General features: G+C 65.8%; 21 protein-coding genes. All 21 read right to left on the bottom strand.

Translation table 11 applies throughout. The features are described from left to right. Positions 1-103: 103 nt before the first annotated feature. On the bottom strand, positions 104-1,246 hold the full coding sequence (gene flhB / locus ACDI39_RS25605; protein ID WP_486537157.1) for a flagellar biosynthesis protein FlhB: 1,143 nt from the start codon (positions 1,244-1,246) through the stop codon (positions 104-106). Positions 1,247-1,248: 2 nt separating this feature from the next. Further along, positions 1,249-2,025, bottom strand: a complete 777-nt coding sequence (fliR, locus tag ACDI39_RS25600) for a flagellar biosynthetic protein FliR (protein ID WP_225789290.1) — start codon at positions 2,023-2,025, stop codon at positions 1,249-1,251. Between the two features lie 7 nt (positions 2,026-2,032). After that, positions 2,033-2,302 (bottom strand): flagellar biosynthesis protein FliQ, encoded by a 270-nt coding sequence (gene fliQ / locus ACDI39_RS25595; RefSeq protein WP_225789291.1) that lies wholly within the window; start codon positions 2,300-2,302, stop codon positions 2,033-2,035. A gap of 21 nt (positions 2,303-2,323) precedes the next feature. Next, positions 2,324-3,091, bottom strand: a complete 768-nt coding sequence (fliP, locus tag ACDI39_RS25590; RefSeq protein WP_225789292.1) for a flagellar type III secretion system pore protein FliP — start codon at positions 3,089-3,091, stop codon at positions 2,324-2,326. Beyond that, positions 3,091-3,537 carry a flagellar biosynthetic protein FliO gene (gene fliO, locus ACDI39_RS25585; RefSeq protein WP_225789293.1) on the bottom strand — a complete coding sequence of 149 codons (447 nt, stop codon included), beginning with the start codon at positions 3,535-3,537 and terminating at the stop codon, positions 3,091-3,093. Before fliO ends, fliP begins: the two co-directional genes overlap by 1 nt. Then, positions 3,538-4,008, bottom strand: coding sequence for a flagellar motor switch protein FliN (fliN, locus tag ACDI39_RS25580; protein WP_225789294.1), 471 nt, complete (start codon positions 4,006-4,008; stop codon positions 3,538-3,540). It lies immediately after the preceding gene. 46 nt (positions 4,009-4,054) lie between these two features. Then, complete coding sequence (gene fliM, locus ACDI39_RS25575) at positions 4,055-5,023, bottom strand: flagellar motor switch protein FliM (protein ID WP_225789295.1); 969 nt, start codon at positions 5,021-5,023, stop codon at positions 4,055-4,057. A gap of 9 nt (positions 5,024-5,032) precedes the next feature. After that, positions 5,033-5,530, bottom strand: a complete 498-nt coding sequence (fliL, locus tag ACDI39_RS25570) for a flagellar basal body-associated protein FliL (RefSeq protein ID WP_225789296.1) — start codon at positions 5,528-5,530, stop codon at positions 5,033-5,035. A gap of 129 nt (positions 5,531-5,659) precedes the next feature. Then, positions 5,660-6,913 (bottom strand): flagellar hook-length control protein FliK, encoded by a 1,254-nt coding sequence (locus ACDI39_RS25565; protein WP_486537156.1) that lies wholly within the window; start codon positions 6,911-6,913, stop codon positions 5,660-5,662. Positions 6,914-6,984: 71 nt separating this feature from the next. Next, positions 6,985-7,323, bottom strand: coding sequence for an Hpt domain-containing protein (locus ACDI39_RS25560; protein WP_253104454.1), 339 nt, complete (start codon positions 7,321-7,323; stop codon positions 6,985-6,987). A 70-nt stretch (positions 7,324-7,393) separates the two neighbouring features. Further along, complete coding sequence (locus tag ACDI39_RS25555) at positions 7,394-9,085, bottom strand: fused response regulator/phosphatase (RefSeq protein WP_225789299.1); 1,692 nt, start codon at positions 9,083-9,085, stop codon at positions 7,394-7,396. Between the two features lie 8 nt (positions 9,086-9,093). Then, a complete protein-coding gene (locus ACDI39_RS25550; protein ID WP_225789300.1) occupies positions 9,094-9,399 on the bottom strand; it encodes an STAS domain-containing protein in 306 nt (101 codons plus the stop codon). Positions 9,400-9,571: 172 nt separating this feature from the next. After that, on the bottom strand, positions 9,572-10,024 hold the full coding sequence (fliJ, locus tag ACDI39_RS25545; RefSeq protein WP_253081042.1) for a flagellar export protein FliJ: 453 nt from the start codon (positions 10,022-10,024) through the stop codon (positions 9,572-9,574). Positions 10,025-10,030: 6 nt separating this feature from the next. Next, positions 10,031-11,389, bottom strand: a complete 1,359-nt coding sequence (gene fliI / locus ACDI39_RS25540) for a flagellar protein export ATPase FliI (RefSeq protein WP_225789302.1) — start codon at positions 11,387-11,389, stop codon at positions 10,031-10,033. Further along, entirely contained in the window at positions 11,379-12,146 is a 768-nt protein-coding gene (gene fliH, locus ACDI39_RS25535) for a flagellar assembly protein FliH (RefSeq protein WP_225789303.1), read from the bottom strand. The genes fliI and fliH overlap by 11 nt, the downstream gene beginning before the upstream one ends. Before the next feature lie 107 nt (positions 12,147-12,253). Beyond that, positions 12,254-13,273: a flagellar motor switch protein FliG gene (fliG, locus tag ACDI39_RS25530; protein ID WP_225789304.1), complete on the bottom strand. Its 1,020-nt coding sequence runs from the start codon at positions 13,271-13,273 to the stop codon at positions 12,254-12,256. Further along, positions 13,266-15,044, bottom strand: coding sequence for a flagellar basal-body MS-ring/collar protein FliF (gene fliF / locus ACDI39_RS25525; protein ID WP_225789305.1), 1,779 nt, complete (start codon positions 15,042-15,044; stop codon positions 13,266-13,268). The genes fliG and fliF overlap by 8 nt, the downstream gene beginning before the upstream one ends. 14 nt (positions 15,045-15,058) lie before the next feature. Beyond that, complete coding sequence (fliE, locus tag ACDI39_RS25520) at positions 15,059-15,391, bottom strand: flagellar hook-basal body complex protein FliE (RefSeq protein ID WP_225789306.1); 333 nt, start codon at positions 15,389-15,391, stop codon at positions 15,059-15,061. A 163-nt stretch (positions 15,392-15,554) separates the two neighbouring features. Next, the gene (locus ACDI39_RS25515; protein WP_225789307.1) at positions 15,555-16,928 is read right to left on the bottom strand and encodes a sigma-54-dependent transcriptional regulator; all 1,374 of its coding nucleotides are present in this window, start codon (positions 16,926-16,928) and stop codon (positions 15,555-15,557) included. Further along, positions 16,928-18,145 (bottom strand): sensor histidine kinase, encoded by a 1,218-nt coding sequence (locus ACDI39_RS25510; RefSeq protein ID WP_253081038.1) that lies wholly within the window; start codon positions 18,143-18,145, stop codon positions 16,928-16,930. The genes ACDI39_RS25515 and ACDI39_RS25510 overlap by 1 nt, the downstream gene beginning before the upstream one ends. A gap of 883 nt (positions 18,146-19,028) precedes the next feature. After that, positions 19,029-20,504, bottom strand: coding sequence for a transcriptional regulator FleQ (fleQ, locus tag ACDI39_RS25505; protein WP_225789309.1), 1,476 nt, complete (start codon positions 20,502-20,504; stop codon positions 19,029-19,031). Positions 20,505-20,543 lie beyond the last annotated feature (39 nt).

The raw sequence follows: 20,543 nt of genomic DNA, 5'->3' as shown, positions 1-20,543 counted from the left end.
TGATTGATTCAGGTACGGGATCAAGCGCCACCCGTAATGTGCAGCACTGGTAGCGCTTGAGTTCTCCCCTTACACAGAAAAAGCAAATACTTTCGGCATTCAATCAGCTATCCCGACGCAAATCCGGCGGAATCGGCAGGTCCGGCTTGAGCGGTTCTGGCGCCTTGCCCTTGCCCGCCCGGTACTGGCGGATCTGGAAGACGTAGGCCAGTACCTGGGCCACCGCCAGGTACAGCCCCGCCGGGATTTCCTGCTCGAGCTCCGTGGAGTAGTAGATCGCTCGCGCCAAGGCCGGCGATTCGAGGATCAGCACCTTGTGCTCCATGCCGATCTCGCGGATCTTCAGGGCGATGAAGTCAGTACCCTTGGCCAGCAGCAACGGCGCCGTACCGCCCTTCTCCGGGTCGTACTTGAGCGCCACAGCGTAATGGGTCGGGTTGGTGATGATCACGTCAGCCTCCGGCACCGCGGCCATCATGCGCCGCTGCGACACTTCGCGCTGCAACTGGCGGATGCGCTGCTTGACCTCCGGCTTGCCCTCGGTGTCCTTGTACTCGTCGCGCACTTCCTGCTTGGTCATCTTCAGCTTCTTGTGCGCCTGCCAGAGCTGGAACGGCACGTCCACCGCCGCGATCAACAGCAGCCCCGCAGCCATCCACAAGGCGCTCCAGCCCACCACCTGGACACTGTGGATGATCGCCTGCTCCAGCGGCTCGTTGGCGATCGCCAGCAGCGCCTGGCGGTCGTTGGCCAGCACCACCAGCGCCACCACGAGGATCACGAAGAACTTGGCGATGGCCTTGAGCAGCTCGGTCAAGGCGTTCAAGGAGAACATGCGCTTGATCCCCGACAACGGGTTCATGCGGCTGAACTTCGGTTGCAGCAGGCTCCCGGAGAACAGGAAACCACCCAGGGCGATGGGGGCGATGAAGGCGATCACGAACAGCAGGATCAGCACCGGCTGCACCGCCCACAACGCCATCTTGCCCGAGGCGAGCAAAAAGGCGCCCATGGCCCGCTCGTCCACCAGCACCTCACGCGGCAGGTTGAAGTTCAGGCGCATCAGTTCCATCAAGGTCTCGCCCAGGTAGCCACCGAACGCCAGCAGGCCGCCAGCGCCGGCCAGGGTCACCGCTACCGTGTTGAGCTCCTTGGAGCGGGCGATCTCGCCTTTCTCGCGCGCGTCGCGCTTGCGCTTGTCGGTGGGCTCTTCTGTCTTGTCCTGACCGCTTTCGCTCTCTGCCATGCTCAGCGCGCCCGTGCCAGTTCACGCAGCCATTGCAGCGCTTCGCTGGCCAATGCCTGGTAGTGGGAAAGGATGTCGGCCAGCCCGACCCAGAAGATGCCCATGCCCAGCACCAGGGTCAGCGGGAAGCCGATGGAGAAGATATTCAACTGCGGCGCGGCACGGGTCATCACGCCAAAGGCGATGTTGACCACCAGCAATGCGGCGATCGCCGGCAGGATCAACAGCAGCCCGGCGCCGAGCACCCAGCTCAGGCGCCCGGCCATTTCCCAGAAGTGGCCGACCACCAGGGCGTTGCCCACCGGCAAGGTGGTGAAACTTTCGGTCAGCACCTCGAACACCACCAGGTGGCCGTTCATCACCAGGAACAGGATGCTCACCAGCATGGTCATGAACTGGCTGACCACCGCCACGTTGACGCCGTTGGCCGGGTCGACCATGGAGGCGAAGGCCATGCCCATCTGCACGGCGATGATCTGCCCAGCCACCACGAAGGCCTGGAACAGCATCTGCAACGACAGGCCGAACAGCACGCCGACGATGATCTGCTCACCGCACAGCAGCACGCCGCGCAGGCTCAACGGGTCGATCTCAGGCAACGGTGGCAGGCCCGGCACGATCACCACGGTGATGGCCAGGGCGGCGTACAGCCGGATGCGCGCCGGCAGCATGCGCGTACCGAAGATCGGCATGGTCATCAGCAGCGCGGTCACCCTGAACAGCGGCAGGATGAAGGTGGCGACCCAGGTGCCGATCTGCGTGTCGGTCAGCTCCAGCATGGCCGTTTCAACCGATCAACTGGGGAATGCTGGTGTACAGGCCGATGAAATACTCCATGAACTTCTGCACCAGCCAGGGCCCGGCGAGGATCAGGGTCACCAGCATCACCAGCAGGCGCGGCAGGAAGCTCAGGGTCTGTTCGTTGATCTGCGTGGCGGCCTGGAACATGGCCACCACCAGCCCCACCAGCAGGCTCGGCACCACCAGGGTGGCGACCATCAGGGTGGTCAGCCACAAGGCATCGCGGAACAGGTCTACGGCGACTTCAGGTGTCATGCAAGGCTCTCCTTGATGGCGTCAGACGCCACCGAAACTGCCGGCCAGGGTACCCATGATCAGCGCCCAGCCATCGACCAGGACGAACAGCATGATCTTGAACGGCAGCGAGATGATCAGCGGCGACAGCATCATCATGCCCATGGCCATCAGCACGCTGGCGACCACCATGTCGATGATCAGGAACGGGATGAAGATCATGAAGCCGATCTGGAACGCGGTCTTGAGCTCCGAGGTGACGAAGGCCGGGACCAGGATGGTCAGCGGCGTCTGCTCGGCGCTGGCGATGTCGGTGCGCTTGGACAGGCGCACGAACAGGTCCAGGTCGTTCTGCCGGGTCTGCGCCAGCATGAAGTCTTTCAACGGCCCCTGGGCCTTGTCGATGGCCTGCTGGGCGGTCAGTTGCTCGTTCAGGTAGGGCTGGATGGCATCCTGGTTCACCCGGTCGAACACCGGCGCCATGATGAACAGGGTCAGGAACAGCGCCATGCCGGTGAGCACCTGGTTCGACGGCGTCTGCTGCAGGCCCAGGGCCTGGCGCAGGATGGAGAAGACAATGATGATGCGGGTGAAGCTGGTCATCAGGATGACGAACGCCGGGATGAAGCTCAGCGCCGTCATGATCAGCAGGATCTGCAGGCTGACCGAGTATTCCTGCTGCCCGTCCGGACCGCTGGACAGGGTGATGGCCGGCACCGACAACGGGTCGGCGGCCAGGACCGACGGCGCGGCCAGTAGCAGCGCGATTGGCAGCAAGGTGCTCAACAGGGTGCGCAGGGCGCCACTCATCACTTCTTGTCCTTCTGATCCTTGCCCATCAGCTCCAACAGCCGCTGGGCGAATTCCGGCGTGGCCGGGCGGGCGCCAGCCGGCACCTCCACGGGCTCGGCCAGCACGTGCAACGCCTCGATGCTGCCAGGGGTATGGCCGATGAGGATCTGCTCCTTGCCCACCTGCACCAGCAACAACCTGTCGCGCGGGCCGATGGCCCGGCTGCCGACGATCTCGATCACTTGCGCGCCACGCGGCGCGGCGCCCTGCAAGCGGCGCAGCAGCCAGGCCAGGAAGAAGATCAGGCCGACCACCAGCAGCAGGCCCAGGACCATCTGCGCCAGTTGCCCGCCCAGGCTGCCCGGGGTGGCAGGCGCCGGCGCTACCGGCTGGGCGGCGGCGATCACCGCCTCGCTGGCCAACAGCGCGCCAAGGGCCATCGCGGCCCGAATCCGGCCTTTCACTCAGCGCAGCTTCTTGATGCGTTCGCTGGGGCTGATCACGTCAGTCAGGCGGATGCCGAACTTCTCGTTGACCACCACCACCTCGCCATGGGCGATCAGGGTGCCGTTGACCAGTACGTCCAGTGGCTCGCCGGCCAGGCGGTCGAGCTCGATCACCGAGCCCTGGTTGAGCTGCAGCAGGTTGCGGATGCTGATCTCGGTGCTGCCCACTTCCATGGAGATGTTCACCGGGATGTCCAGGATCACGTCCAGGTTCGGGCCTTCGAGGCTGACGTTTTCGTTCGGCTTGGGCGAGCTGGGGAACTCTTCCATCGGCAGGCGGCCGGTGCCGGCGGACGGCTTGCCAGCATCGGCGGCCAGCAGCGCGTCGATATCGGCCTGGCCGGCATCGCCGGTTTCTTGCAGGGCTGCGGCCCACTCGTCGGCCAGGGCCTGATCCTCCGGGGAGGTGATTTCGTTTTCGTTAGCCATAGTGTCCTCGACTGGCATTCGATTCGGGATTGCGACCGGCACGCCGTCAGCGGCGTTCGATCGGGTCGATGATCTGCAGCGACAGGGTGCCCTTGTGCGAGCCCAGCCGCGCCTTGAACGACGGTACGCCGTTGGCGCGCAGCACCAGGTGCTCGGGCAGCTCCACCGGGATCACGTCGCCCGGCTGCATGTGCAGGATGTCGCGCAGCTTCAGCTGGCGGCGAGCCACGGTGGCCGAGAGCGGCACGCTGACATCCAGCACGTCCTCGCGCAGGGCCTTGACCCAGCGCTCGTCTTGGTCGTCCAGGTCGGACTGGAAACCGGCGTCGAGCATTTCCCGCACCGGCTCGATCATCGAGTACGGCATGGTCACGTGCAGATCGCCTCCACCACCGTCGAGTTCGATGTGGAAGGTCGACACCACCACCGCCTCGCTCGGCCCGACGATGTTGGCCATGGCCGGGTTGACCTCGGAATTGATGTACTCGAAGTTGACCGGCATGATCGCCTGCCAGGCTTCCTTGAGGTCGACGAAGGCCTGGTCCAGCACCATGCGCACCACGCGCAGCTCGGTGGGGGTGAACTCGCGGCCCTCGATCTTGGCGTGGCGGCCATCGCCGCCGAAGAAGTTGTCCACCAGCTTGAACACCAGCTTGGCGTCGAGGATGAACAACGAGGTACCGCGCAACGGCTTGATCTTGACCAGGTTCAGGCTGGTGGGCACGTACAACGAGTGCACGTACTCGCCGAACTTCATCACCTGCACGCCCCCGACCGCCACGTCGGCGGAGCGGCGCAACAGGTTGAACATGCTGATGCGGGTGTAGCGGGCGAAGCGCTCGTTGATCATCTCCAGGGTCGGCATGCGACCGCGCACGATCCGATCCTGGCTGGTCAGGTCGTAGCTCTTGACGCTGCCGGGCTCGACAACGCTTTCGGTCTGTACCAGCCCATCGTCGACCCCGTGCAACAGGGCATCGATCTCATCCTGGGACAGCAGGTCCTGCACGGCCATTTCGGGCTCCTACTGCAATACGAAATTGGTGAACAGCAGCTGGTCGACGACCGGCCTGCCGACTTCCTTCTGCGCTACTTCCTGGACCACCGCGGTGGCCTTCTGGCGCAGCATCTCCTGCCCCACCGCGCTGCTGGCCAGGGTGTCGAAGCCCTGGCCTGAGAACATCATGACCAGGTTGTTGCGGATGACCGGCATGTGCACCTTGAGCGCGTCCAGGTCGGCCTGGTTGCGCCCTTGCAGGGTGATGCTCACCTGCATGTAGCGCTGCCGGCCGTTCTGGTTGAAGTTGACCACGAAAGCGGGAGCCAGGGGCTCGTAGATCGCCGCTGGCTTGGCATTGGTCTGGGCCGGGTCGGCGGCGGGTGCCGACTCGCTTTTGTGCATGACGAACCAGGTGGCACCCACCGACAGGCCGACCGCCAGCAACAGGGCCAGCACCAGCAGCAGGATCAGTTTGAGTTTGCCTTTGGTGGCGGGGTCTTTGACTGCTTCGCTCTTGGCCATGCCAATAATCCGTCGTCCATTGGGGTTTCACAGGAGAATGACGTGGCTTGAGCAAGTGTTATGCCAGATTTATCGCAGGGGGTGTCGACCAACCGGGAGCTTGCCCGCAGACGGATCGCCGCAATCGATTCAAGCGTAGTAATCGACCGCACTGTCACCGACGACCACCTGCCGCTCCACCGGCCGCGTGGCATCGGCCAGCTCGCCGCCCTCCCCACCGGCCTCGGCGGCCCGGCGCGCGGCGACGCCGGACAGGCTCGAGCTCTCCTGCTGCCCCTGCTGTTGCTGCTGGCCACGGGACTGGTCGGCGACGTTGACGTCAGGCTGGGCCAGGCCCTGCTGGGCGAACAGCTCGCGCAGGCGGTGCACCTGGCTGTCGAGGGCATCGCGCACGCCGGCATGACCGCTGATGAAGGTCACCTGGGTGGACTGGTCCGTCGCCACGTTGACGCGGATATCGAGGCGCCCGAGTTCGGCGGGCTCGAGCTGGATGTCGGCCGACTTGAGGTTCTGGCTGGACAGGTACATGACCCGGTTGACCAACCCCTCGGCCCAGGCGTTCTGGTTCATCGGCAGCGGCTGGTGCAGGGGGTTGGCCGGCATGGCGTTGGTGGTCTTCGGCGTGGCGGCCTGGGTCAGGCTGGCCAGGCGGTTGGCGAAATCGTCGACGCGGGTGTCGCTGCTGGCGCTCTTGAGGTCCTTGAGGCCATCGTCGAGCAGGTTGTCGAATGCCTTGCCGCCCGGCTCCGACTCTCCAGCTTCATCGACCAGGTTCGCCAAGGTATTGACGGCTCCCCGGCCATCGTCGGCCTGGGCCTGGCGCTCGTCAGCCCGGCTGGCATGGGCGCAGGTGGTGCCCTTGGCCTGGGCATTCTGCTCCAGGGCCAGGCGCAGGGCTGGCAGGTCGGCCAAGGGGTCAGCCTGCGGGTCGAAATCTTCGGACGCCTGCTCGGTAGCCGTCGATGCGTCTGCTGGCTGGGCCGCCTGCAGGGCAGGCGCCACGGCCTCGGCCTGGGCCTGAATCAGCTGCGCGCCGGGTTGCGCATCGGTGACCTGGCCCGCCACCAGGCGAGCATCGAGCGAGCCCGGGCCATCGGCTTCAGCGGTTTCGCCAGCCTGGTCGGTGGCCGGCAAGTTCTTGCCGCCTTTGGCAACGGCTGCCCCCTTGCCATCATCCTGCTTGCCGCCCGACGCCGCCTCGGGCCTGTCCTTCGGCTTGGCCTGGACGGGCTTGTCGTCACGCCCCTGGCGGGCCATGACCTGGTCGAAGCCAGTGCCCTGCCCGCCCGCGCCCTGCTGCGGCTTGTCCACCACGCTGGCAGCCGAGCGCGACGGCTTGTCCATGACACTGGCTTGCAACAAAGGATTGGGTGCGACAGGCATTGAAAGGTCTCCGCGCCGGAAATCGTGAAATCGTCCGGGCAAAGACAGGCAAGACTCGCGCCAGGTTTCCCTCAGCTGGCGGAAATCCGTTCTCGCTCGTCGCGGTAGAAGCGCTGGACCTCCTGATATTCCTGGTCGATGCGGTTGACCAGGTCCTCGATGCCATACAGCGGCCGCTGCCGCGCCCGCTCCTCGAGCTGGCGGCACAGTTCGGCCAGGCCAACGGCGCCCATGTTGCTGCTGCTGCCCTTGAAGCTGTGCGCGGCAAGGCCCAGCTCATCGGCGTTCCTGGCTTCGTGCAACTGGCTCAGGCGCCGCTCGGAATCCTCGAGGAAGGTTTCCAGCAATTGCAGGTAGCCGTCTTCCATGACCTCCTGCAGGTCGGTGAGCACCTTGTGATCGATATGCATGTCCACGTACTTGTTCACTCCTTGATCAAGCTTGATTATGCCCCAGCCTGCGTGGCAGTTCGCCACCCATTCACCAGAAAAACATCACCCGTGCGCAACGGCCACCGTCGAGCCACTCGGCCCCCTGGCTAAGGCGCCGGACCATGTTCAGGCCGCGGCCGCTGAGCCTGTGCGCCGTCATCGAGCGCGCCAGTTCCCGCGCCACGTCGAAGCCGGCACCACTGTCGCCGACCTCGATCGTCAGACGCCCGCCACAGGGCTGTGGTTCCACCTTCATGACGATCTGCACGAACCCCTCGGCCAGTTGCGCCAGGCGCCGGTCGCGCTCGCGATAGTAATCGGCAAAACCCTGGGCGTCGCACTTGAGCCGCGAGTCCAGGCCCAGCACCCCGTGCTCCAAGGCATTGGCGTACAGTTCGCTGAGCACGCTGTGCAGCGCCCCACCATGCGATCGCAACCCCTGGACTTCCTGCAGCAGTTGCACAAGGTAGGGCACCGGGTTGAACCGTTTCAAGCTGTCGGCACGCAATTCGAAGCGCATCGACCACGCCAGCGGGCCGGAGTGCCCACCACCGCCAGGGGCCACGGCCAGCGGGGTCGGCGGTACTGGCTCGCTCATGCGGATATCGCACAGGCTGATATCGTCCCGGGGGCGCCCGCCGAACCGCTCCAGGGCCAGCATCACCTCGTCGAACAGCCGGGCCGGATCCCGGTTGTCGGCCAGCACCTGGCGCAGGCGCTGCACGCCGAACAGCCGCTCCTGCGCGTCAGCGGTATCGACGACACCGTCGGACAACAGGAACAAGCGTTCGCCCACCGCCAGCGGCAGCACTTCGGTACTGTCGTCGAAGCGCTCGGGGGCCAGGATCCCCAGCGGCAGATGGCGGGACACCAACGTCGAAAGCACCTCGCCAGCCGCGGACAAGCGGTAGCCGTCAGGCATGCCGCCGTTCCACACCTGCACCGTGCCGCGCTGGAAACTCAGTTCGAGCAACAGCGCGCAGCAGAACATGTCCACCGGCAGCGTGCGCTTGAGCCGGGCGTTCATCTCCCGCAGCATCTCGCCCAGGCCATAGCCTTTGGCTGTCATGCCATGGAACACCTCGGCCAGGGGCATGGCCCCGACCGCGGCAGGCAGGCCATGGCCGGTGAAATCGCCGAGCAGCACGTGCATGTCGCCACAAGGGGTGTAGGCCGCCAGCAGCAGGTCGCCGTTGAACAGGGCGTAGGGCGATTGCAGGTAGCGGATGTTCGGCGCCTGCAGGCAGCCGGAATGGGCCACCTTGTCGAACACGGCCTTGGCCACGCGCTGCTCGTTGAGCAGGTGGTGATGGTGGCGGGCGATCTGGTCCCGTTGCTCCAGCACCGTGGCCTGCAGCCGGCGCAAGCGGTCCATGGCACGGATCTTGGCGCCGAGGATCACCGCACTGTAGGGCTTGGCCATGAAATCGTCGCCGCCAGCCTCCAGGCAGCGCACCAGAGCCTGTTCTTCGTTCAGCGACGTAAGGAAGATGATCGGCACCAGCGCTTCGCCGGCCAGCGCCTTGATCTGCCGCGCAGCCTCGAAGCCGTCCATCACCGGCATCAGCGCGTCGAGCAGCACCAGTTGCGGGCGCCGCTCGGCGAACAGCGCCACGGCCTGCTCGCCGTTTTCCGCGGTGAACACCTCATGGCCCTGGCGCCGGACGATCTGCGCGAGCAGCATGCGGTCTGCCGCCCCGTCCTCGGCAACCAGCACGCTCAGCGCCCGTTCGGCCGGCATGTCGATACTCAACTGATGTCGAACAGCTTTTCGAAATTGGAAATGGCCAGGATCTTGCGCACGTCGGGGCTGGTGTTGATCACGCTGATGCAGGAGTCATCACCGCCTTCGTGGTCGCGCAGCAGCAGCAACATGCCCAGCGCCGAGCTGTCCAGGTAGGTGGCGTCCTTGAGGTCGACCACGACCGAGTTGGGCCGTACCGGTTGCCTTTCGTAGGCATTGCGAAATTCCTGGTGCCTACCGAAATCGAAGCGGCCCTTGACCTTGATCGTCAGCTTTTTATCGTCCTGGGAGAAATCGGATTCGACAGCCATGCCAGCGATTCCTTCGATGATGGCGAATACGACTTTTGAAGGTTTAGCAGGCATGGAGCGGGGTCGCAAGGCAGGGGCAGGACCGTTCGTGAGGTTCGTTGCCGGGCGGGTTTCAGAGAGGTCTCAGGGGCTTGCCGGCGATGGGGCGCGAAGCGGCCCCAGATGCTCACGGCTACAGATGCCCCTGGCGCGGCAGGCGCTGGGACAGCTCGTCGAGCAGCTTCTGCTCGCGCTTGTCCTCGGCACGCCGGGCCTCGTCCCTATAGCGCTGCACCAGCTTGCGCAGGCCTTCGACCCGGGCATAGGCCTGCTGCCAGGTGTCGCGGGCACCGTTGAGGTTGTTCTGGTGCCAGGTCAGGCTCTGCCGCTGCTGGGTCATGGCCGCCTCCAGTTGCCCCAGGAAGCGCTGGTAGTTGACCAGCCAGCTGCCGTTGACCCCCTGCCCGCCACGGTTGATCCATTGCTGCTGGTAGTCCTCGCGAAAACGCTCAAGCTCGGCCAGCTTGGCCTGGGCCTGCACCACCTGCTGCTGGAAATGCCCCAGGCGCTGGGCAGCCTTGCGCTCGGCCTCCTCGGCCATTTCCACCACCGGCGCCAGGCGCGCCGCTCTGCTGGGCAAGGCCATGGGCTATCAACCGCCCGCCGGCGCGGCGAAGATACCGCCCAGCTGTTCGCGGCTCTGGGCCATGCCGACATTCTCGTCCAGCCCCTGGCGCAAGAAGCCCACCAGCTTGGACTGCAAGGCGATGGCCTGGTCCGTCTCTGGATCGCCGCCAGCCACGTAGGCGCCGACGCTGATCAGGTCGCGGCTCTGCGACAGGCGCGACCACAGCTGCTTGAACTTCTGCGCCTGGCGCAGGTGATCGGCATCGACCACCTGGGGCATGACCCGGCTGATCGAAGCCTCGATATCGATGGCCGGATAGTGCCCTTCCTCGGCCAGGCGCCGGGACAGCACGAAGTGGCCATCCAGCACGCCGCGCGCCGAGTCGGCGATCGGGTCCTGCTGGTCGTCGCCTTCCGAGAGCACGGTATAGAACGCCGTGATCGAACCGCCTCCCGGCTCGCCATTGCCCGCCCGCTCCACCAGCTTGGGCAGCTTGGCGAAGACCGAGGGCGGATAGCCCCGGGTCGCCGGCGGTTCGCCGATGGCCAGGGCGATCTCGCGCTGGGCCTGGGCGAAACGGGTCAGCGAGTCCATCAGCAACAAGACGTTCTTGCCCTTGTCGCGGAAGTACTCGGCGATGCGCGTGCAATACATGGCCGCGCGCAAGCGCATCAGCGGCGCGTCGTCGGCTGGCGAGGCCACCACCACCGAGCGCTTTAGCCCCTCCTCGCCGAGGATGTGCTCGATGAACTCCTTGACCTCCCGGCCCCGTTCGCCGATCAGCCCGACCACGATGATCTCGGCCTCGGTGAAGCGGGTCATCATGCCCAGCAGCACCGACTTGCCCACGCCGGTACCGGCGAACAGGCCCAGGCGCTGGCCCCGGCCGACGGTGAGCAACCCATTGATGCTGCGGATGCCCACGTCGAGCGGCTGGCTGATGGGGTCGCGGTTGAGCGGGTTGATGACCGGCCCGTCCATCGGTACCCAGTCCTCGGCCTTCATCCCGCCCTTGCCGTCCAGCGCACGGCCGGCACCGTCGAGCACCCGGCCAAGCATGCTCATGCCCATGGGCAGGCGGCCGCTGTCGTCCAGCGGTACCACCCGCGCGCCCGGGGCGATGCCGGCGATGCTGCCGACCGGCATGAGGAACACCTTGCTACCGGAAAAGCCCATCACCTCGGCCTCCACCTGCACCGGGTGGTAGCTGTCGTCGTTGATCACCAGGCAGCGGCTGCCCACCGCCGCCCGTAGCCCCTCGGCTTCCAGGGTCAGGCCGACCATGCGCAGCAGGCGGCCCTCGACCAGCGGTTGCGCAGGCAACTTCACCGCCCCGGCATAGCTGCCCAGGCGCTTGCCGAAGCTGGTGCGGTCAAGGCGCATCGGGATTATCCAGTTCGATCGACAGGTCCGGCGCAGCCGGGTGCAGGGCCTGGTCGTGGAGCTGGTCGAACAGTTGCGCCACGGCCTTCTCGATTCGCGTTTCCATGGTCGCGTCGATGCGGCTGTGGGCGGTCTCGATACGGCAGCCCCCCGGCAGCAGCGATTCGTCTTCGAGCAGCTTCCAGCGTTCCTCGTGGCGTTCGCGCAGGGCCTTGGCCAGCTCGAAGTCCTGGGGATTGAGGTGGATACGGATATTGTCGGCGCCCATCGGCAGCAGCTTGAGCGCCTCGCGCAGCACGTGGGTGATCTGGCTGGAGTCGCTGCGCAGCTCGCGGCCGATCACCTGCCGGGTCACGTGGGCGACCAGGTGCACCAAGGACTTCTCGATCTGCGTGTCCTGTTCGGCGATGGGCTCGAGCAGGTGGCCCATCAACCGCTCCAGGCTGTCCAGCTTGGCCGCCAGGGCGACCTCGGCCTCCTGGCGCACCTTCAACTGGGTGCTGTGGAAACCTTCGCGCTCACCGGTGGCGAAGCCTTCGTTATAGGCCTCCTGGCGGATGGCCTCGAGCTCCTCGAGGGTCAGCGGCTGGACCTCGTCCAGCGGCACCTCCTCGACTTCGTCCTCGACGACCTCAGGCACAGGTTCCGGCTCAGGTTCGGGCTCCGGCTCCGGATCGAAGCTGGGCAGCGGCCAGACATCGACGCCTTCGAGGTCACGAGCGCGGATCAGGTCGCTGGGGTGTTCTTTGGTGGACATGCAAATGCCTGCTGGTGGAATCGGTTTTAGCGGCGCGCGTCAAGCTGCAAGCAAGAGCGGCAGCATGCGATCTGCTTTTTCTTGCCGCTTGAAGCGCGCTGCTTGGCTTAGATCATCTCCTCGGCACCCTTGCCGCCGAGCACGATCTCTCCGGCCTCGGCCATGCGCCGGGCGATGGTGAGGATTTCCTTCTGCGCCGCTTCCACGTCGCTGACCCGCACCGGGCCCTTGGCCTCCAGGTCGTCGCGCAGCAGCTCCGAGGCACGCTTGGACATGTTCTTGAAGATCTTGTCCTTGACCTTTTCGTCGGCGCCCTTGAGCGACACCACCAGCACGTCCGAGGACACCTCGCGCAGCAGCGCCTGGATGCCGCGGTCGTCGACGTCGGCCAGGTTGTTGAAGACGAACATCAGGTCTTCGATCTGCTCCGACAGGTCGTTGTCGATCTCGCGGATCGAGTCCATCAGTTGGCCTTCGACCGAGCTGTCGAGGAAGTTCATGATGTCGGCAGCACGCTTGATACCGCCCAGGGTGGTGCGCGCGGCATTGGAGTTGCCGGAGAACTGCTTCTCGAGGATCTGGTTCAGCTCCTTGAGCGCCGCAGGCTGTACGGTATTGAGCGACGACACGCGCAGGATGATGTCCAGGCGCACCTTGTGGTCGAAGTTGCTCAGCACCTCGCCGGCCTGGTCCGGATCGAGGTAGGCGACCACGATGGCCTGAATCTGCGGGTGCTCGTAGCGGATCACATCGGCCACGGCGCGTGGCTCCATCCACTTGAGGCTGTCCAGGCCGCTGGTGTTGCCACCGAGCAGGATGCGGTCGATCAGGCCGTTGGCCTTGTCCTCGCCGAGGGCCTGGTTGAGCATCTTGCGGATGTAGCCGTCGGAGCCCACGCCCAGGCTGGTCTGGTCGCCGACGATCTCGACGAACTCGCTCATCACCTGCTCGACCTGCTCGCGGTGGACGTTGCCCATCTGCGCCATGGCCACGCCGACCCGCTGCACTTCCTTGGGGCCCATGTGCCGCAACACCTGGGCGGCATCGGTCTCGCCCAGGGAGAGCAGCAGGATCGCCGCCTTGTCGACACGGCTCAGCTTGGCGGTAACGGCTCGGTTGTCACTCATCGGCGTTGATCCACTCTTTCACGACCTGGGCCACGCGGCCCGGATCCTCGGCCACCAGGCCCTTGATTGCGTTCAGCTGCGCCTCGTAGCCCTCGTTCGGGCTCGGCAACAGGATGCTTGTCGGGCCACCCAGGGTGACGCGGTCGTTGGCCAGCTCGCCATCCAGACCCATCATCCCGCCCAGTTCCATGTCGCTGTCGGCAGCGGCCTGCTTGCCACCGCCGGTGATGTTGTTGAGCACCGGCCGCAGCACGCCGAACACCAGCACCAGGATGAACAGCACGCCGAGCACCTGCTTGACGATGTCCCAGAACCACGGCTGCGAGTAGAACGGAATGTCGGCCAGCACCTCGCCCCGGTCGGCGGCGAACGGCACGTTGATCACGGTCACGCTGTCGCCACGGCTGGCGTCGAAGCCCACCGCATCCTGCACCAGGCGGGTGAAGCGTGCCAGGTCCTCGGCGCCCCAGGGCGCGCGGACGGCCTCGCCGGTGGCGGCGTCGAGCTTGACCTGGTCGTCCACCACCACCGCCACCGACAGGCGGGTCAGGCGCCCCTGCTGCTGGCGGGTGTGGCTGATGGAGCGGTCCAGCTCGAAGTTGCGAGTGGTCTGCAGGCGCTTGTCGGCCGGATACGGCGCGAGCATCGGCTGGCCGGTGGCCGGGTCCATGATCTGCTGGCCGTTGGCGTCCACCAGCGGCTGGCCAGGCTGCACGGCACCGGCTGCCGGCGCGGCAGCGGTAGCATTTTCCGGCGCGGCGGCGCCGGCCGGCGGCTGGTTGCTCAGGGCGCCTGGCACGCCTTGCGGCGGCTGGCTGCTGGCGCGCTGCTCATTGACCGACTGCTCGCTGCGCAGGGCCGGCTGGTCGGGATTGAACTGCTCGGAGGTGGACTCCACTGCGCTGAAATCGATGTCGGCGGACACCTCGGCCTTGTAGCGGTCATTGCCCAGCACCGGCTCGAGGATGTTGTGCACGCGCTGGGTGAGCATGCCTTCCATGCGGCGGCTGTAGTCGAACTGCTTGCCGGCCATGGTCAGGGCGGTGTCTTGCAACTGGTCGGAGAGCAGGTTGCCCTTCTGGTCGACCACGGTGACCTGGGACTTGTCCAGCTCCGGTACGCTGGTGGCCACCAGATTGACGATCGCCATCACCTGGCCGGCTTCCAGGGCGCGGCCGGGATACAGCTCGACCAGCACCGACGCGCTGGGCTTGCGCTCGTCACGCACGAATACCGAGCTCTTGGGGATCGCCAGGTGCACACGTGCGGCCTTGACGTTGTTCAGGCTGGCGACGGTGCGGGCCAGTTCACCCTCCAGGCCACGACGATAGCGGGTGGCTTCCATGAACTGGCTGGTGCCCAAGCCCTGGTCCTTGTCGAGGATCTCGAAACCGACATTGCCATCGCTCGGCGCCACGCCGGCGGCGGCCAGTTTCAGGCGCGCACGGGAAAGATCGTCGGCCTTGACCAGCAGCGCGCCGGAGTTGGGTTCGACGCGGTAGCCGATGTCAGCGGCCGACAAGGTCTCCATGACCTGCTTGGTGTCCATGCCCGCCAGGCTGCCGTACAGCGGCCGGTAGTCCGGCTGCTGCGACCAGAGCACCACGGCGAAGCCGATCGCCACGCTCGCCGCCAGGCCGACCAACAGGCCGACCTGCCGCAGCATGGGCATCTGCGAGATGTTTTCCAGGAACGCCATGCCGAACAGCGGCGGCTTGGCCGCTGGCGGGCCGCTCTTGGCGGGGGCGTTATCGACGACTGCTTCGGCCATGGTTCACTCTGCCCTCAAACCGGCATCTGCATGATGTCCTGGTACGCCTGGACCAGCTTGTTGCGCACCTGGGTCAGGGCCTGGAACGACACGGAAGCCTTCTGCGAAGCGATCATCACATCAGTCAGGTCGACACCGCTCTTGCCGATCTCGAAGGCGTTGGCCAGTTGGTTGGAGGCCTGCTGGGTGTCATGCACCTTGTTGATGGCCTGGCCGAGCATGTCGGCGAAGCTGCTCTGCCCTGGCGCCAGCTCGGGGGCGGCAGAGGCCTTGGGCAGGGACATGGCATCGGCCTGCATGGCGCGCATGTCCAACATCAGACGATTGAATTCAACACCTTGGTTCATGAACTTCTCTCTCCGGCGGCCGCATTTTTTTGACGCTCATGCGGCGAATGCCTGGGTAAAGCAACAAGAGTGCCAGCCTGGGCTGGATTCGAACGGCGAGCGGCAAGCAAGAGCGGGCGTGCGTCGGACTGCTGTTGCTTGTAGTTGATAGCTCGTTGCCGCTTCAGCCGAACAGGCTGGCGTCGACGTCCAAGCCAGCATCGCGCATCTGGGCCAGCTTGTAGCGCAGGGTGCGCGGGCTGATGCCCAGGCGTTCGGCGGCTTCCTTGCGGCGGCCGCGCTCGGCGCGCAGGGTGTCGATGATCATCTGGAATTCGTGGCGGCGCATGTCGTCGCCCAGGGCGCCGACTTGCTGCGCCTCGACCGCCTGTGGCGTGACGGCCATTGGCGCGGGGGCCGACAAGGCAACAGCACCGCCCAGACAGAAATCCGCCGCTTCGATCACCCCGCCCTGCTGCAGGATCAGCGCCCGTTGCAGGGCGTTGTCGAGCTCGCGCACGTTGCCCGGCCAGGCATGGCTTACCAGGCATGCGCGGGCGTCGGCAGACAGGCGCACTGGCGCGTGCTTCATCTTCGCCACATGGCGCGCCAGCAGGCGCTCGGCCAGCGGCAGGATATCGGCGCTGCGTTCGCGCAGCGGGCGCCAGGCCAGGGGGAAGACCGACAGGCGATAGTACAGGTCTTCGCGGAAACGCCCGGCCGCCACTTCGCCCGCCAGGTCGCGGTTGGTAGTGGCCAGCACGCGAATGTCCAGGGCGATCGGCTTGCGCCCGCCGACCCGCTCCACTTCCCGCTCCTGCAGCACGCGCAGGAGCTTGGCCTGCAGGCCAAGGGGCATCTCGGAGATCTCGTCGAGCAGCAGGGTGCCACCGTCGGCCTGCTCGAACTTGCCTTCCTGGGCGGCGATGGCGCCAGTGAAGGCGCCCTTCTCGTGGCCGAACAGCGTGGCTTCGAGCATGTTGTCGGGGATCGCCGCGCAGTTGATCGCCACGAAAGGCTGCGCTGCCCGTGGCGACTGCTGGTGGATGTAGCGCGCCAGGACTTCCTTGCCGGTGCCGGACTCACCGGAGATGAGCACGGTCGAGTCGCTGCGTGCCACCCGCGCCGCCAGCTCGAGCAATTGCCGGCTGGCCGGCTCGCAAGCCACCGGCCCTTCCTCATCGGCACCGCCCATGCGCCCAGCGGCATGCCGCTCCACCAGGCTGAGCAGGGCCTTGGGCTCGAACGGCTTGACCAAATAATCGACGGCGCCCTGGCGCATGGCCTCCACGGCACGTTCCACCGCCGCATGGGCGGTCATCAGCAGCACCGGCAACTGCGGGTGATGGCGGCGCAATTGGGCCAGCAACTGGTGGCCGTCCATCCCCGGCATGTTCACATCGCTGACCACCAGGCTGAAGGACTCGCCAGCCACCGCTTCGAGCGCCGCCTCGGCGCTGCCCACGGCGTGGTAGGAGAAACCACCGATCTCCAGGGTATCGGCCAGGGCCTGACGCAGGACGCGATCGTCTTCGACCAGCAACACCTTGATGGCCATCACACGCCCCCCGCCCGATCAGCGCCGATCAACGGCAGCTCCACCCGCACGCAGGTGCCACGACCCACCTTCGAGCGCACCTGCAGACTGCCCTGGTGCGCGCGCACCACAGCCTTGACCACCGCCAGCCCCAGGCCGGTGCCGGTGGCCTTGGTGGTCAGGAACGGCTCGCCCAGGCGCGCCAGCAATTCGGCGTCGATGCCGCAGCCGGCATCGCTGACGCACAGGTGCAGCGACTGCTCCCGGCGGTACAGGTGCACCTTGAGCCGCGCCGCCCCCTGGCTGGCCTGCAGGGCATTCTCGATCAGGTTGAGCAAGGCACCCACCAGGGTGTCGCGGTTGCACAGCAACTCGCCCAGGTGACTGTCGCACTGCCAACGCACCGCATGCCCCTGGACATGGGCCTGGGCCGCTTGCTGCAGGGCCTGGAACAATGCCTTCGGGCTCACCCGGTCGCCCAGCGGCAGCTCGCCACGGGCGAACACCAGCATGTCGCGGACCTGGTGCTCCAGCTCGTGCAGGCGCTCCTTGAGGTTGCCGGCGAACCGTTGGCGGGTTTCCTTCGGCAGGTCGTTTTCGCTATCGGCCAGGTGGCTGGCGTAGAGCATGGCCGCCGACAAGGGGGTACGGATCTGGTGGGCCAGGGAGGCGACCATGCGCCCCAGGGACGACAGGCGCTCGTGGCGCGCCAGCTGGTCTTGCAGGCGGCGGGTTTCGGTCAGGTCGTTGAGCAGCACCAGTTGCCCGGGCTCGGCGTCCAGCGAGCGCGTGGCGATGGACAGGCGTCGACCGTCGCGCAGGGACACTTCGTGGCCATCGTCCTTGCGCGGGGCGAAGCTGCGGGCGATCACCTGGCGCCACAGTTCGCCGACCAAGGGTTCGCCAAGCAGCTCGCACGCGGCGGGGTTGGCTTCGCGCACATAGCCTTGGCCATCGATCACGATCACGCCGCCTGGAAGCAGGTCCAGCAGGTTCTGCAGGCGGTTGGCCAGGCGTTCCTTCTCGCCCAGCTCGGCCATGCGCTGGGCGCTGACCACCGCCAGCTCGCCCTTGAGCTCGCTGACCCGCGCCTCGAGCATGCTGTAGGACGCGTTGAGCTGGCTGGACACCTGGTTGAACAGGGCGAACGCCTGCTCGAGGCCCTGTCGGCTTTCCTGCTCGACCAGGGTTCGGCCCTGCGGATCGGGGATTCGGGAAATGTGGGCGGCCTGGGGCATCGTGCTTTCTCGCGTGGCTGACCGTCATAAAACCGGTATGGTGCCAGCGGTGTAGCAATAGCCGTGCCGGGTGGGGGAGCGGGGGAACTTTCGGCTGACGGAGGAGCATGGATGTGCGGGCTGCTTTACCAATTACGCCCCTGACTGTCTCGGGGCAACACCGAACCCTGAGCGGGCTTGTCCGCGAATAGGCCACCTCATTTCACTGGCAGAGCTGTGCACTCCCTGGCACTACATTATTGGGATGGTGTGAATATCCATTCGCGGCGGCGATGCCACTGGCGCTTTTCGCCTTTACGGCGACCTACTTTTGCTCGCGGGACAGGTCCAGCAAAAACCGCCTGCTCCATCATACGGCCCCTACGCTGCGCTCCGGGGTTCCCTCGCGCCGGCATTGCTCCCGTGAGGACCGCGCTGACGGGCCGTCCTGGCCCGCAGCGCTTGACGGCCATCCATGGCCGTCACCTCACTACGCAATGCCTCTGCTCGGCCTCCTGAAGTCGCGATTGGCGGCGCCTGAGCTGGCGTGCGACAAGATCAAGAGCCGGGCAGGTCGCTGCGCGCCTGCTGGGGCAAGGCGGGGCAAGGCAATGGCCTTTTGGTTGGCTGTTCCGGCCTATTCGCGGGCAAGCCCGCTCCCACAAGGGGTCGAGTCGATCACAGATGATGGGGCTTGCAGAGCCCCTGTGGGAGCCGGTTTACCGGCGATGGGCTGCAAGGCAGCCCCAGGCCTCGAAGGCTCTCACTGCTTCTCGGGACAATACCGAACCTGTGCAGACATTGCTCTAATGTCAGTCAAGCCTTCGATAACCGTCTTTGGGGCCGCTTCGCAGCCCTTGCAAACCCGATGGTGCAGTCAGGCGGTGTAACGCAGCGATCTGCGTCAACCTTCCGCCTGCTCTTCCCCATCCCGCCGGCTCATGCCGTACTTGCGCATCTTCTCCACCAAGGTGGTGCGGCGAATGCGCAAACGCTCCGCGGCTCGCGCGACGATGCCATTGGCGTCGTCCAGGGCCTGCTGGATCAGCCCTTGCTCCAGGCTGCCCAGGTAGTCCTTCAGGTCCAGTCCTTCAGGCGGCAACATGGCGTGGCCTGCAAAGTTCGGGGTATTGCCGTTGATCGCCACGCGCTCTTCCAGGTCGCTGCGCAGGCTGTCGACCAATTGCTCGTCTTCATCGTCGATGTAGCGGAATTTCTTCGGCAGCTCGGAAACGCCGATCACCCCGTACGGATGCATGATCGCCATGCGCTCGACCAGGTTGGCCAACTCACGCACGTTACCCGGCCAGCCATGGCGGCACAGCGACATGATCGCGGCCGAATTGAAGCGGATCGAGCCCCGCTTCTCGTGCTCCATGCGCGAGATCAGCTCGTTCATCAACAGCGGGATATCCTCGACCCGCTCGCGCAATGGCGCCATCTCGATGGGGAAGACGTTCAGGCGGTAGTACAGGTCCTCGCGGAAAGCCCCCTCCTCGATCATCGTCTCGAGGTTCTTGTGGGTCGCGGCGATGATGCGTACGTCGATGCTCTGGGTCTTGTTGCTGCCGACCCGCTCGAAGGTACGCTCCTGCAGCACGCGCAGCAGCTTGACCTGCATCGGCAACGGCATGTCGCCGATCTCGTCGAGGAACAGGGTGCCGCCATTGGCCAACTCGAAACGCCCGGCCCGGCTGGTGATCGCCCCGGTGAAGGCACCCTTCTCGTGGCCGAACAGCTCGCTCTCGAGCAACTCGGCCGGGATCGCCCCGCAGTTGACCGGCACGAACGGCGCCTCGCGGCGTTTGGAATGGTAGTGCAGGTTGCGCGCCACCACTTCCTTGCCGGTCCCGGACTCACCCAGGATCAGCACGCTGGCGTCGGTGTCGGCCACCTGTTGCATCATCTGCCGCACATGCTGGATCGCCCGACTGGTACCGACCAGGCTGCGGAACAGGTTCGTCTCGCGCTGGCGGCCGCGCTCGCGAGCCTGGTCGTACATCTCGCGATAGACCTGGGCACGGTGCAGGGAGTCGAGCAACTGGCTGTAGCTCGGCGGCATCTCGAGGTTCGACAGCACCCGGCGTCGCAGGTCCTCGGGGAACTCCGCAGAAGAAATTTCACCTAAAAGCAGAACCGGAAGGAACTCATCCCACCCAGCCACTGTCTTAAGCAGCCCCAGGAGACTTGCCGGAGCATTCACAGTCCCGATCAGCACGCACAGCACTTCACGACTGGAAGACAACGACTCGACCACCTGCTGCCAATCCAGGCTGGAGCAGGAGAGGTTTTCCTCGCCGAGGAAATTCAGGACCACCGCCAGATCGCGGCGGCGTTCGCTGTCGTCATCGATCAAGAGGATCTTGGTTTCACGCCACATGCGTTAGGAACTTCCCTAGTCATTTCGACGCCCGAGGGC

The organism is Pseudomonas sp. Tun-23181 (genome assembly GCF_057415455.1).
Note: the sequence above shows the minus strand (reverse complement) of the source record. Positions and strands in the feature narration are given on the sequence as shown.

What these genes read in the sequence shown, in the direction of transcription:
- flhB (WP_486537157.1), bottom strand. Translation starts at nt 1,246, where the DNA reads ATGGCAGAGAGCGAAAGCGGTCAGGACAAGACAGAAGAGCCCACCGAC.
- fliR (WP_225789290.1), bottom strand. Translation starts at nt 2,025, where the DNA reads ATGCTGGAGCTGACCGACACGCAGATCGGCACCTGGGTCGCCACCTTC.
- fliQ (WP_225789291.1), bottom strand. Translation starts at nt 2,302, where the DNA reads ATGACACCTGAAGTCGCCGTAGACCTGTTCCGCGATGCCTTGTGGCTG.
- fliP (WP_225789292.1), bottom strand. Translation starts at nt 3,091, where the DNA reads ATGAGTGGCGCCCTGCGCACCCTGTTGAGCACCTTGCTGCCAATCGCG.
- fliN (WP_225789294.1), bottom strand. Translation starts at nt 4,008, where the DNA reads ATGGCTAACGAAAACGAAATCACCTCCCCGGAGGATCAGGCCCTGGCC.
- fliM (WP_225789295.1), bottom strand. Translation starts at nt 5,023, where the DNA reads ATGGCCGTGCAGGACCTGCTGTCCCAGGATGAGATCGATGCCCTGTTG.
- fliL (WP_225789296.1), bottom strand. Translation starts at nt 5,530, where the DNA reads ATGGCCAAGAGCGAAGCAGTCAAAGACCCCGCCACCAAAGGCAAACTC.
- ACDI39_RS25565 (WP_486537156.1), bottom strand. Translation starts at nt 6,913, where the DNA reads ATGCCTGTCGCACCCAATCCTTTGTTGCAAGCCAGTGTCATGGACAAG.
- ACDI39_RS25560 (WP_253104454.1), bottom strand. Translation starts at nt 7,323, where the DNA reads ATGCATATCGATCACAAGGTGCTCACCGACCTGCAGGAGGTCATGGAA.
- ACDI39_RS25555 (WP_225789299.1), bottom strand. Translation starts at nt 9,085, where the DNA reads ATGCCGGCCGAACGGGCGCTGAGCGTGCTGGTTGCCGAGGACGGGGCG.
- ACDI39_RS25550 (WP_225789300.1), bottom strand. Translation starts at nt 9,399, where the DNA reads ATGGCTGTCGAATCCGATTTCTCCCAGGACGATAAAAAGCTGACGATC.
- fliJ (WP_253081042.1), bottom strand. Translation starts at nt 10,024, where the DNA reads ATGGCCTTGCCCAGCAGAGCGGCGCGCCTGGCGCCGGTGGTGGAAATG.
- fliI (WP_225789302.1), bottom strand. Translation starts at nt 11,389, where the DNA reads ATGCGCCTTGACCGCACCAGCTTCGGCAAGCGCCTGGGCAGCTATGCC.
- fliH (WP_225789303.1), bottom strand. Translation starts at nt 12,146, where the DNA reads ATGTCCACCAAAGAACACCCCAGCGACCTGATCCGCGCTCGTGACCTC.
- fliG (WP_225789304.1), bottom strand. Translation starts at nt 13,273, where the DNA reads ATGAGTGACAACCGAGCCGTTACCGCCAAGCTGAGCCGTGTCGACAAG.
- fliF (WP_225789305.1), bottom strand. Translation starts at nt 15,044, where the DNA reads ATGGCCGAAGCAGTCGTCGATAACGCCCCCGCCAAGAGCGGCCCGCCA.
- fliE (WP_225789306.1), bottom strand. Translation starts at nt 15,391, where the DNA reads ATGAACCAAGGTGTTGAATTCAATCGTCTGATGTTGGACATGCGCGCC.
- ACDI39_RS25515 (WP_225789307.1), bottom strand. Translation starts at nt 16,928, where the DNA reads ATGGCCATCAAGGTGTTGCTGGTCGAAGACGATCGCGTCCTGCGTCAG.
- ACDI39_RS25510 (WP_253081038.1), bottom strand. Translation starts at nt 18,145, where the DNA reads ATGCCCCAGGCCGCCCACATTTCCCGAATCCCCGATCCGCAGGGCCGA.
- fleQ (WP_225789309.1), bottom strand. Translation starts at nt 20,504, where the DNA reads ATGTGGCGTGAAACCAAGATCCTCTTGATCGATGACGACAGCGAACGC.